Here is a 12,166-nt window from a genome sequence, read left to right as displayed (position 1 = left end):
TACACCACACGCTACGGCTACAACGCCCAATGGCTGCCCGAAACCATTACCGACGCCTTAGGCAAAACCCGACGCCTACACTACGACACCCTCGACCAACTCGTCTGCTTTACCGACTGTACCGGCGAAACCACCCGTTTCGGTTACACCGAATACGGCGATCTCGAAACCGTTACCGATGCGCTGGGCCATACCTTCGCCTACGCCTACGACAAAGCCCGCCGTCTGACCGTCCTCACCAACGAAAACGGCGAAACCTACCGTCTCGATTACGACCCGACCGACAACCTAATCCAAGAAACCGGCTGGGACGGCAAAATCACCGCCTACGGCTACGATGCCGCCGGACAACTGGTCCAACAGACCGAATACGGCCAAAGCAATCATGAAGGTCGTCTGAAAGAGCGTCCCGAGACGTGGCACATCCACCGGTTCAAACGCAACATCCTCGGCCAACTGATCGAAAAACAAAGCCGCAAAGTCTCCGGCCGAAACGGACAAAGCAAAGACGAAGGCATCAGCCGCACCCGTTTCGACTACGACCCGATTACCGGCAACCTGACCAAAGCCCGCAACCAACACAGCAGCGTAGAACTCGCCTACGACGAACTCGACCGCCTCATCGGCGAAACCACCGTCCACAACGGCCAAAGCGCCACCGTAGGCTATCAGTACGACCCGCTGGGCAACCGCATCCGCACCATCCTGCCCGACGGCCGCCAGATCGATTACCTGTACTACGGCAGCGGACACCTGCACCAAATCAGCCTCGACGGCGAAGTCATCACCGACATCGAACGCGACAAACTGCACCGCGAAATCCAAAGGACGCAGGGCAGCATCAGCAGCCTGTACGACTACGACCCCATGGGTCGTCTGAAAAGCCAGCGTACCGTTTGGAGCGGCACACAAACCTCCCGCGGCAAACAAAACCCGCTGGCCGGCGGCGCCGTCAACCGCCGCTACGCCTACGACAAAGCCGGCAACCTGATTCAAAGCGCCGACCAAAGAAGCGGCGTCCTTAATTACGTTTACGACAAAATCGGACGGATTCAAGAAGCCAGCAACAGCCAAACCGGCCGCAGCGAAACCTTCGCCTTCGACCCCGCCCACAACATCCTCGACATCCCAACATCTACCCCCTCTCCCGTGGGAGAGGGCAAAACGACCGCTCCGATTTCAGACGACCCCAAAACTCAAGGTCGTCTGAAATCACCTGCCCACCCTAACCCTGTCAGCGGCAACCGCCTCAAAGAATACAACGGCATCGAATACACCTACGACGCCTTGGGCAACCTGATCTACCGCCAGCTGCCCGACGGCGAAAACCAATACTTCCAATACGACACCGAAAACCAACTGGTCCGCGCCGAGATTAAAAAGAAAGCCGGCAACACCGAAATCTGGGAATACGCCTACGACCCGTTCGGCAGACGCCTTTCCAAAGAACGCCAAGACAAACTGGCCTGGACCAGCACCGAACCGAAGCGGACCCATTTCGTCTGGGACGGCAGCCGCCTGTTGCAGGAGTACACCTACAAAGGCTGCTACACCTATATCTACACCGACCAAGACAGCTACGAACTGCTGGCGCAAATCTTTGACAACGCCAAAGACGGCAAACAATACCTCAGCTATTTCCATACCGACCAAATCGGCATACCGCGCGAGATGACCGATATCCACGGCAATCTGTTGTGGTACGGCGAATACACTGCTTGGGGTCGTCTGAAAAAGGATGAGCGGGTTTACAAGAACGCGCATCAGCCGTTCAGATTGCAGAACCAATACTTCGATGAAGAGACCGGGCTGCATTACAACCTGATGCGCTATTATGAGCCAGAGGCGGGGCGGTTTGTGAATCAGGACCCGATTGGGTTGTGGGGTGGGGAGAATCTTTATTCGTTTGCACCTAATGTAGCCACATGGACAGATACTTTGGGATTGAAACAAAAATGTAGCTCTTGTAATTCAGCTGCTACTGAAACAAGTATTAGGGTTTATAGAAAAGATATTTCGTTAACTGGTGATGATAAGTATGGGCATTGGTGGGTTGAGTTAGGTCCAAATGAAAGTTATGGCTGGTGGCCTAGTAAGGGAGTAGGATTGTCTGAGACAATCTTTGGTGTACCTGGTGATTTGAATGGACAGTCAACTTTTGGTGGAACTTCAACAATGGATCCGCACCATGGTGATAGGAGCAAAGGGGTGAATGTCTTCAAAGTAATTCTCCCTAAAGGCAAGACAGAGGAAGAAATTAAACAAGCCATCAGAGATTATGCCAAAAATTATTCGGGAAACTGGAGTTGGCCAACAGGTCAAAATTGTCACTCCTTCCAAGAGGGCTTTATAAAAAAATTAGGTTTAAAATTGGAGAAAGTAAAATGAAAAAGTTACTGATTGGAATGATTGGAACTATTTTGCTTTTGACAGGAGCTTTAAAAATGTCACAACCACTTAAAAAAAATACTCAATATAATGATTTGACCGTTAGATACTATTTAGGAATGACTTTTCCTAAGTATAACCATCCTGCAAAATTGTATGATGAAATCAATTTAGATAAGGTAGACAATATCAGAAAAAGCAAAGAGACTATATCTTATTATATTGGGTTTTATAAAGATGGAAAATTAATTAAATTTGAGAAATATATTAATGCTAATAAAGTAATGGATTTTGCTTATGAATATGATGAGAGGGGAAATCTAATAAAAATTTATAAAAATAATATTGAGGTAAGAAAGCCGTAGCCTACATTAAATTTCCAATCCCGACTTAAGGGCGTGCGCAGTACACACATTTTTCAGACGACTTTAAACCTTCATCAAGATCGTTTGAAAGATTTGTTCTTTGACAATCTCATTAGCAATTAACATAAAGGTCGTCTGAAAAATAACTTTCAGACGACCTTTATTAAATCGCTTCCCCCTGTACCGGCGAAACCACCCGTTTCGGTTACACCGAATACGGCAATCTCGAAACCGTTACCGATGCGTTGGGCCATACCACCCGCCACCATTACGACGCAGCGGGCAACCCCGTCCGTACCGACTATCCCGACGGCAGTCACGAAACCTTCGAATACGACCGCCTCAACCGTCTGACTGCCCACATCGACGGACTCGGTGCCAAAACCGCCTACGAACTCGCGGTGGACGGACTGCCGCTCAAACGCACCAACGCGCTGGGCCATACCTTCGCCTACGCCTACGACAAAGCCCGCCGTCTGACCGTCCTCACCAACGAAAACGGCGAAACCTATCGTCTCGATTACGACCGAACCGACAACCTGATCCAAGAAACCGGCTGGGACGGCAAAATCACCGCCTACGGCTACGATGCCGCCGGACAACTGGTCCAACAGACCGAATACGGCCAAAGCAATCATGAAGGTCGTCTGAAAGAGTGTCCCGAAACTTGGCACATCCATCATTTCAAACGCAACATCCTCGGCCAACTGATCGAAAAACAAAGCCGCAAAGTCTCCGGCCGCAACGGACAAAGCAAAGACGAAGGCATCAGCCGCACCCGTTTCGAATACGACCCCGTTACCGGCAACCTGACCAAAGCCCGCAACCAGCACAGCAGCGTCGAACTCGCCTACGACGAACTCGACCGCCTCATCGGCGAAACCACCGTCCACAACGGCCAAAGCGCCACCGTAGGCTACCGATACGACCCGTTGGGCAACCGCATCCGCACCATCCTGCCCGACGGCCGCCATATCGATTACCTTTACTACGGCAGCGGACACCTGCACCAAATCAGCCTCGACGGCAAAGTCATAACCGACATCGAACGCGACAAACTGCACCGCGAAATCCAAAGGACGCAGGGCAGCATCAGCAGCCTGTACGACTACGACCCCATGGGTCGTCTGAAAAGCCAGCGTACCGTTTGGAACGGCACACAAACACCCCGCGGCAAACAAAACCCGTTGGCCGGCGACGCCGTCAACCGCCGCTACGCCTACGACAAAGCCGGCAACCTAATCCAAAGCGCCGATCAAAGAAGCGGCGTCCTCAATTACGTTTACGACAAAATCGGACGCATTCAAGAAGCCCGCAACAGCCAAACCGGCCGCAGCGAAACCTTCGCCTTCGACCCCGCACACAATATCCTTTCCGACAAAGCGGCAGAAGGAAAGGGCGGCAACCTTGTCAGCGGCAACCGCCTCAAAGAATACAACGGCATCGAATACACCTACGACGCATTGGGCAACCTGATCTACCGCCAGTTGCCCGACGGCGAAAACCAATATTACCAATACGATTTAGAAAACCAACTCGTCCGCGCCGAAATCAAAAAGCCCGCCGGCAACACCGAAATCTGGACCTACGCCTACGACCCGTTCGGACGCCGCCTTTCCAAAGAACGCCAAGACAAACTCGCCTGGACGAGTACCGAACCGAAACGCACCCACTTCGTCTGGGACGGCAGCCGCCTGTTGCAGGAGTACACCTACAAAGGCTGTTACACCTATATCTACACCGACCAAGACAGCTACGAACCGCTGGCGCAAATCTTTGACAACGCTAAAGACGGCAAACAATACCTAAGTTATTTCCACAACGACCAAATCGGCATCCCGCGCGAGATGACCGACATCCACGGCAATCTCTTATGGTACGGCGAATACACCGCCTGGGGTCGTCTGAAAAAGGATGAACGGGTTTACAAGGATGCACATCAGCCGTTCAGATTGCAAAACCAGTATTATGATGAAGAGACGGGGCTGCATTACAACCTGATGCGGTATTACGAGCCTGAGACCGGGCGATTTGTGAATCAGGACCCGATTGGGTTGTTGGGGGGTAGTAACCTTTATCGATTTGCTCCTAATATACAGAGTTGGACGGATGTGTTAGGTTTGGAGGGAAAATTAACTATTTTCTCGGATCCTAGTGACTTTGTAGGGCATGCGTTTATTGGCTTGGAGGAAAATGGGAAAACGCAATATATTGGACAATGGCCTGATGGAGATGGATTTAGATATAAATCAAAAGATATTGCAAGTATTCTTATGAGTGATATGGGAGGAGCTATGGATTTCAATGATATTTCACATTTGGGGAGTTCACATTTGGTATCAAGAAGCTATAATTTAACTGATAAACAAATGGTGAAGGTTAAAAATTACATAAATGATTTTAATAGTAAAAATACTGAAACTTCTGGCTATAACTTACGTAACAGGCAATGTGCAAGTTTTGCTTATGGAACGAGTCAAGCTGCTGGCATAGAAGAAATGAAGATGTCTGGTTGGGTTACTCCCGCTTCGCTTGCAAGAAAAATTAGAAGGCTTAATAAAGGTAAATAATCATGAAAATTTTAACAGGATTAATAGCATCAATTTTGGTATCTTCAACTCCTCCTTATATTTCAAATTATCATTATGATCCAGGGTTTGGAGGTTGGTTCAAAATAATTTTAGCCGAACAACGAAGTAAAAAAGAATGTGGAAGCATTAATATAAGTGCTAATCAAATAAATTTTACCTTTTCATGTAATGGTGAAATTGGTAAGGGTTCAATTCCATTAAGTAGAATCTATTTTGAATATAAAAATAATATTTTATCTGCACAGAATAAACAGAGTGGGAAGAATATTTTTTCCATTTATTGTTCCAATGAGCAATTTGAGAAGATTAAATTATATATTGGAAATAATATGCAATAAGCAATCCGTAGTTTGGATGAAACCTTCAATTCTGATGTAGGGTGGACAATTGCTTCCCACACCCCCTTTCGGGCTACCTGAAAAAGTGCAGGCTGCTTTTCAAAGCCCCAAAACGGTTCCACGCCCTGCACAAAACCTTCAGTCTTGACGTAGGGTACGTGCGGTACGTACGCACGCGGTTTCTGTTTTTCAGACGACCTCACTATCTTCTTTGAGGTCGTCTGAACCATTTGTTTTTTAACAATCTCATTGGCAGTTAACATAGAGGTCGTCTGAAAACCAACTTTCAGACGACCTCTAACAAATTGCTACGACTACGACGGCTACGGCGATTTGACCGCCGTTTACGGACGCGACGGCAAAAAACTGCGCGGTTTCGCCTACCGCAACCACATCATGGTCGAACACAACCAGCCCGACGGACTGGTGTCCCGCTACGAATACGACCACTACAACACCGACGGCAAAGTGCTTAAAAGCAGCAACAACCTCGGCGAAGAATGGACGTTCGACTACCGCAAAGACCATCCCGCCGTTACCGACGCATTGGGGCGGACGGAGGTGTAGGGTTTCGACGAAAACTGGGAACTTAGATGATGTAAATATAGCTCTTGAAGGCGCATCTTGTAATTTAAGTGCTGGTAGTAGTGGATATGTTAAAGAAGGTATGTCATGTATTGAAAGAGGTAGTTGTGGAGCACCATATGGAAGATAATTTTGAATTAATTTATGTTTATGCAGGTCATGGTAAGAATGGAGCTGTCTTTGAAGAAATACCTGCTCAATTTATTAAAGCAAACCAATACAAAATACTTAAATCGCCTGGTTTGGCACAAAATCTTGCGAAAGGAGATGTAATTGAAATTAATGGTAAGGCTGAACATCCAGTTGTTATTTCAAGAGGGGGGAATTTTTGTATTCAGATGTATTTTCCAAGAAAAATTGATCTTAATAAATTAAGCCAAGATATTAAATTAAAACTCAATGGGACACTGGATGGTGCTAATGAAGATGTCTATTCTTTCAGTATTCCATCAAGTAATGGAATGGATAAAATTAATCACTATTTCAATAAACTCAAAGAAAAAATTCAAGCAGAATGGTATTATGCTAATATCTATAAAAATATAGATAATTCGTCTGATGAGACTTTATTAAATTGGTGGAATGAATAGTAAGCTGTGGTCCGCATGAAACCTTCAATCCTGAATTAGGGTGTGTAGCGCAGCCACGCACGCGGTCGGTAGTTTTTTATAGCATTCACTCTCCGAAACTCATTACCGCCGTTTCTTTCGTTCCGCCCCAATCTAACGGCAGCCATCCGTCCCGCACATAACGGTGAAACGACGAAAACGCCCAATCGCGAACATTGCCGCACGATCCATGTTTGACGGGATTGAAATGGATGTCGTCTGCACAACGTTGCAAATCCGTTTCGTCACGCACGGTGTGTTCATAAAAACGCCGTTGCCAAATACCGCGTTCGTGCCGCCGCTGTTTGCTGGCGGACAGGTTTTCGGCACGAGGGAAATGTGCGGAGAATTTGGTTTTAATCAGCCGCCAGCGCAGGGGATAATCCGCATCGTCGGGCGGCAGCGTCCAAATGGCGTGAATATGGTTCGGCAGTACGCATACGGCGACGGTTGCAAAGGGATATTGTTTTTGCACATCCATATAAGCCACACGCAATAAGTCGATATGTTCGACAAGCAGGCGCGATTTTGGGTCGGCGAGTTTGACGGTGAAAAAGAATGTGCCGCCGGCAATGAAGTTTCTGCGATAACGCGCCATAGGATTTTTGTTTGTGGTTTGAGCGTTGGAGAAGGAATAGTTTGTTGTTTAAAGTTTTAACTTTGTTGAAGTTGACGCTTTCAGACGACATTGGAGGCCGTCTGAGCGCTAGTTTCAACGAAGTTAAAAGTTGAAACGGCAAACCGTCAATCAAGCAACCGCGTGCGTGCGTACCGCACACACCCTACGTATTGGCTTTGAAGTTTCGTGTGATTCACAGGTAGGGTGTGTGGCGAAGCCACGCACGCGGTTGGTTGGGTATGCAGACTACGGCTTGCTTGATGCGGCTACGGAATCAAACTCTTTATTTTTTTCACAAAACTTTTTGAATCAAGATAGTAGTTTGGATATGCTTTTTGCAGAGATTTCATCTGATCAATAGAAACCAAGACAACATCCCAATTCTTATTTCCTCTAGTAATCTCTTTTTCTAAGTTTTCATATTGTCTTTTTGCATCTGTAATATTACGAAAACTCCATAAATTCAGCATGCTTTCATCAAGCTTTAATAAAATTAAACAGAATTTGTTACTATTACCGTGATTTATTTTATCATGGTGGTTCACAGCAACTGTTAAACCATTTAGATATTTCAAAATCTTTAATTCATCATTTAAATTTTTTAGTTCTTGAGATAAATTCTTGCCGTAATACTTTTCATCTATGGGTGTATTTTCACTTGAGGCAAATAGATTACTGCATAAACATAAAAACTCTCTAGTCCTTTCATCACCTAAACCCGATTTATAAGATACATTTTTATACAACCCAAGAATCTCCACAGCAGTTGCCCATTGGTGTTGCAACTCCGTTCTTATTTGTAATTCAATATTTAACCCATTATACTTTTCATCGTTAAGATTTTTTATTTCAAAAATCATATGGAGACATCTATATCCGTCTTCTTTGGGATTGTTAATATAATTTTTCTCATAACATATTTTATGTGGGAAAGCATTATTTATATCATCTCTTATCTTATATATGTCAGAGATTTTTTTAACTATTATTCGGACTCCCCCTATATCCTGCATTCTAGATAATTTCATATCTTTAAATCTATTTAATTTATTTAAAATAGAAGGACTTCTTTTTAGTCTTTGAACTATAATTGCATCTTGTATCCCAAGTTTCTTTATTCTACGATGTAAATTCATATAAATAATGTTCATGGGGTATGAATGTAAAGCTCTCCAGTTATTGAATACTTCAAGATTTTCATCAAATTCTGATTCATTCACTGTACTAATCGTATTGTGAGCTAAATAGCTTCCACTTTTATTAACTCTTTTTTTGGAAAAATTTCTACAAGTTTGATCACTCATTTTTTTGCTTTCAATATTTCTTTCAAATACTTCCCAGTATAACTCCCCTTAACTTTAGCCACCTGTTCAGGGCTACCACAAGCAATAATCCTCCCCCCGCCATCTCCGCCTTCCGGCCCCAAGTCCACAATCCAATCCGCAGTTTTAATCACGTCAAGATTATGCTCGATAATCACAATCGAGTTGCCTTTGCCTTTCAGACGACCTATGACTTCCAGCAGCAGCGCGATGTCGGCAAAGTGCAGGCCAGTGGTGGGTTCGTCGAGGATGTAGAGCGTTCTGCCGGTGTCGCGTTTGGAGAGTTCCAAGGCGAGTTTGACGCGCTGGGCTTCGCCGCCGGAGAGGGTGGTGGCGGACTGGCCGAGGCGGATGTAGCCTAAGCCTACGTCCATCAGGGTTTGCAGTTTGCGCGATACGGTGGGGACGGCGTCGAAAAATTCGCGGGCTTCTTCGACGGTCATGTCGAGGACTTGGCTGATGTTTTTGCCTTTGTATTGGATTTCGAGGGTTTCGCGGTTGTAGCGTTTGCCGTGGCAGACTTCGCAGGGGACGTACACGTCGGGCAGGAAGTGCATTTCGACTTTGATGACGCCGTCGCCTTGGCAGGCTTCGCAGCGGCCGCCTTTGACGTTGAAGGAGAATCTGCCGACGTTATAGCCGCGTTCGCGCGAGAGGGGTACGCCGGCGAAGAGTTCACGGATGGGGGTGAACAGGCCGGTGTAGGTGGCGGGGTTGGAGCGCGGGGTGCGTCCGATGGGGGACTGGTCGACGTTGATGACTTTGTCGAGGTGTTCGAGGCCGTGGATGTCGTCGTATGGGGCGGGTTCTTCTTGGGCGCGGTTGAGTTCGCGGGCGGTGATTTTGGCGAGGGTGTCGTTAATCAGGGTGGACTTGCCGCTGCCGGATACGCCGGTGATGCAGGTAATCAAACCGAGCGGCAGTTCGAGGGTGACGTTTTTGAGGTTATTGCCGCGCGCGCCTTTGAGGATGAGCATTCGGTCGGGATTGACGGGCGTGCGTTCAGACGGCACGGCAATGGATTTTTTACCGCTGAGGTATTGTCCGGTAACGGATTTTTCGCATTTGGCGACGTTTTCGGGGGTGTCGGCAATCAGTACGTTGCCGCCGTGTTCGCCCGCGCCGGGGCCCATATCGACGACGAAATCGGCTTCGCGGATAGCGTCTTCGTCGTGTTCGACCACAATCACGCTGTTGCCTAAATCGCGCAGGCGTTTGAGGGTGGCGAGCAGGCGGTCGTTGTCGCGCTGGTGCAGGCCAATGGAGGGTTCGTCTAATACGTACATCACGCCGGTCAGGCCGCTGCCGATTTGGCTGGCGAGGCGGATGCGCTGGGCTTCGCCGCCGGAGAGGGTTTCGGCGGAGCGGGAGAGATTGAGGTAATCCAGCCCGATGTTAATCAGAAAGCCGAGGCGCTCGGTGATTTCTTTGAGGATTTTTTCGGCGATTTGTTTTTTGTTGCCGTCCAAATCCAGCGTTTCAAAGAACTGGTGGGTTTTGGTCAGCGGCCAGGCGGAGACTTCGTGTAAAGGTTCGCCGCTGACGTAAACGTAGCGGGCTTCTTTGCGCAAACGTGCGCCGCCACAGCTCGGGCAGGCGCGGTGGTTTTGGTATTCGCGCAGTTTTTCGCGCACGGTTTCGCTGTCGGTTTCGCGGTAGCGGCGTTCGAGATTGGGGATGATGCCTTCGAAGGCGTGGCTGCGGTTGAAGGTGGTGCCGCGTTCGGATAGGTATGTGAAATCAATGACTTCTTTGCCTGAGCCGTGTAGCACGACTTTTTTGACCTTTTCAGGCAGCGTTTCCCAAGCAGCCTGCACGTCGAAACCGTAATGCCGCGCCAGCGACTGAATCATTTGGAAATAGAACTGGTTGCGTTTGTCCCAGCCGTCAATCGCGCCCGTTGCCAGCGACAATTCGGGGTGCGCGACCACTTTTTCGGGGTCGAAGAAATTGGTGTTGCCCAAGCCGTCGCAAGTCGGGCAGGAACCCATCGGGTTGTTGAACGAAAAGAGGCGAGGCTCCAATTCGGGCAGGCTGTATGAACACACGGGGCAGGCAAAACGCGCGGAAAACCAATGCTCTTCGCCGCTGTCCATCTCCATTGCCAGTGCACGCTCGTTACCGTGGCGCAGCGCAGTTTCAAAACTTTCCGCCAGCCGCTGCTTGATGTCCGCCTTCACTTTCACGCGGTCGATGACTACGTCGATGTTGTGCTTGATGTTTTTTTCCAGCTTCGGCACTTCGTCCAACTGATAGACCTCGCCGTCCACGCGCACCCGCGCAAAACCCTGCGCCTGCAAGTCGGCAAAGAAATCGACAAACTCGCCCTTACGCTCGCGCACCGCCGGCGCCAGAATCATCACGCGCGTGTCTTCCGGCAGCTTCAACACAGCATCGACCATCTGCGACACGGTTTGGCTCGACAGCGGCAGATTGTGTTCGGGGCAATACGGCGTGCCGACGCGGGCGTACAAAAGGCGCAGGTAATCGTGGATTTCCGTAACCGTACCCACGGTGGAACGCGGGTTGTGGCTGGTGGATTTCTGCTCGATGGAAATCGCAGGCGACAGGCCTTCGATCAAATCGACATCGGGCTTGTCCATCATCTGCAAAAACTGCCGCGCATAGGCGGAAAGGCTCTCGACATAACGCCGCTGCCCTTCGGCATACAGCGTGTCAAACGCCAGCGACGACTTGCCGCTGCCCGACAGCCCCGTGACCACTACCAGCTTGTGGCGCGGAATGTCCAAATCGACGTTTTTCAAATTATGCGTGCGCGCACCGCGGATGCGGATGGTGTCGTTGTCGCGAGCTTCTGAGTGGGGAGTTTTGCTGTCGTTTTGATGATGGTGGTTGCACATGGTCGGACTGTCTTAAGCGGCTAAAATAAAACGGCTATTGTAACACTTTTCGCTTGGGTTTCAGACTGCGGGAGGTCGTCTGAAAAGTTGGGGAGCGGATTTTCAGACGACCTTTGGTCATTGGAGGGAATGGATTGTTAATGGCTTTTGTTATTACGGAGTTTGCTTATCGTTTTGGGTTTTCGCTATTCGGGCAAGGTCGTACTGTAAGAAAAGGATGTAAATTTCAAAAAAGTATAGTGGATTAACTTTAAACCAGTACGGTGTTGCCTCGCCTTGCCGTACTATCTGTACTGTCTGCGGCTTTGTCGCCTTGTCCTGATTTAAATTTAATCCACTATATGATGGCGTAACGGCCGTATTGGGGAATGCGAAGCGTGTTTCCCGAGTACGGCTTTTTTATATTTAAACTGCTTTTTGATTTGGATTTTTAATATAGTGAATTATTAAAAACTATCATATCGGTTTGTTGCATTGTTAAATAAAAAT

General features: G+C 48.2%; 9 protein-coding genes. 6 read left to right on the top strand and 3 right to left on the bottom strand.

Annotation, left to right across the window (positions count from 1 at the left end):
• Positions 1 to 396: 396 nt before the first annotated feature.
• From MON40_RS07925 to MON40_RS07900, 6 genes are all read left to right on the top strand, one after another.
• A complete protein-coding gene (locus MON40_RS07925) occupies positions 397 to 2,388 on the top strand; it encodes an RHS repeat-associated core domain-containing protein (protein ID WP_479724787.1) in 1,992 nt (663 codons plus the stop codon).
• Positions 2,385 to 2,753 carry a hypothetical protein gene (locus MON40_RS07920; protein ID WP_242925852.1) on the top strand — a complete coding sequence of 123 codons (369 nt, stop codon included), beginning with the start codon at positions 2,385 to 2,387 and terminating at the stop codon, positions 2,751 to 2,753. The genes MON40_RS07925 and MON40_RS07920 overlap by 4 nt, the downstream gene beginning before the upstream one ends.
• Positions 2,754 to 2,998: 245 nt before the next feature.
• A complete protein-coding gene (locus MON40_RS07915; RefSeq protein WP_242925851.1) occupies positions 2,999 to 5,323 on the top strand; it encodes an RHS repeat-associated core domain-containing protein in 2,325 nt (774 codons plus the stop codon).
• Positions 5,324 to 5,325: 2 nt separating this feature from the next.
• Positions 5,326 to 5,682: a hypothetical protein gene (locus MON40_RS07910; protein ID WP_036492246.1), complete on the top strand. Its 357-nt coding sequence runs from the start codon at positions 5,326 to 5,328 to the stop codon at positions 5,680 to 5,682.
• A 333-nt stretch (positions 5,683 to 6,015) separates the two neighbouring features.
• On the top strand, positions 6,016 to 6,249 hold the full coding sequence (locus tag MON40_RS07905; RefSeq protein WP_003780552.1) for a hypothetical protein: 234 nt from the start codon (positions 6,016 to 6,018) through the stop codon (positions 6,247 to 6,249).
• 125 nt (positions 6,250 to 6,374) lie between these two features.
• Positions 6,375 to 6,857 carry a DUF4265 domain-containing protein gene (locus tag MON40_RS07900; RefSeq protein WP_242925850.1) on the top strand — a complete coding sequence of 161 codons (483 nt, stop codon included), beginning with the start codon at positions 6,375 to 6,377 and terminating at the stop codon, positions 6,855 to 6,857.
• An 85-nt stretch (positions 6,858 to 6,942) separates the two neighbouring features.
• Here the strand turns inward: MON40_RS07900 and MON40_RS07895 are convergent, their stop codons facing one another.
• The 3 genes from MON40_RS07895 to uvrA form a co-directional block, all read right to left on the bottom strand.
• Positions 6,943 to 7,473, bottom strand: a complete 531-nt coding sequence (locus tag MON40_RS07895) for an REP-associated tyrosine transposase (RefSeq protein ID WP_003780587.1) — start codon at positions 7,471 to 7,473, stop codon at positions 6,943 to 6,945.
• 287 nt (positions 7,474 to 7,760) lie between these two features.
• Positions 7,761 to 8,798: a RelA/SpoT domain-containing protein gene (locus MON40_RS07890; protein WP_242925849.1), complete on the bottom strand. Its 1,038-nt coding sequence runs from the start codon at positions 8,796 to 8,798 to the stop codon at positions 7,761 to 7,763.
• Positions 8,795 to 11,677, bottom strand: coding sequence for an excinuclease ABC subunit UvrA (uvrA, locus tag MON40_RS07885; RefSeq protein ID WP_003779025.1), 2,883 nt, complete (start codon positions 11,675 to 11,677; stop codon positions 8,795 to 8,797). Before uvrA ends, MON40_RS07890 begins: the two co-directional genes overlap by 4 nt.
• Positions 11,678 to 12,166: the final 489 nt, after the last annotated feature.

This window comes from Neisseria macacae ATCC 33926 (assembly GCF_022749495.1).
In the GTDB taxonomy this organism is placed as follows: Bacteria; Pseudomonadota; Gammaproteobacteria; order Burkholderiales; family Neisseriaceae; genus Neisseria; species Neisseria macacae.
The sequence above is the reverse complement of the archived record's forward strand: the minus strand, read 5'-3'. Positions and strand labels throughout refer to the sequence as shown.

Excerpts from the sequence above, each read along its gene's own strand:
- MON40_RS07920 (WP_242925852.1), top strand. The coding sequence starts at position 2,385 with ATGAAAAAGTTACTGATTGGAATGATTGGAACTATTTTGCTTTTGACA.
- MON40_RS07910 (WP_036492246.1), top strand. The coding sequence starts at position 5,326 with ATGAAAATTTTAACAGGATTAATAGCATCAATTTTGGTATCTTCAACT.
- MON40_RS07895 (WP_003780587.1), bottom strand. The coding sequence starts at position 7,473 with ATGGCGCGTTATCGCAGAAACTTCATTGCCGGCGGCACATTCTTTTTC.
- MON40_RS07890 (WP_242925849.1), bottom strand. The coding sequence starts at position 8,798 with ATGAGTGATCAAACTTGTAGAAATTTTTCCAAAAAAAGAGTTAATAAA.
- uvrA (WP_003779025.1), bottom strand. The coding sequence starts at position 11,677 with ATGTGCAACCACCATCATCAAAACGACAGCAAAACTCCCCACTCAGAA.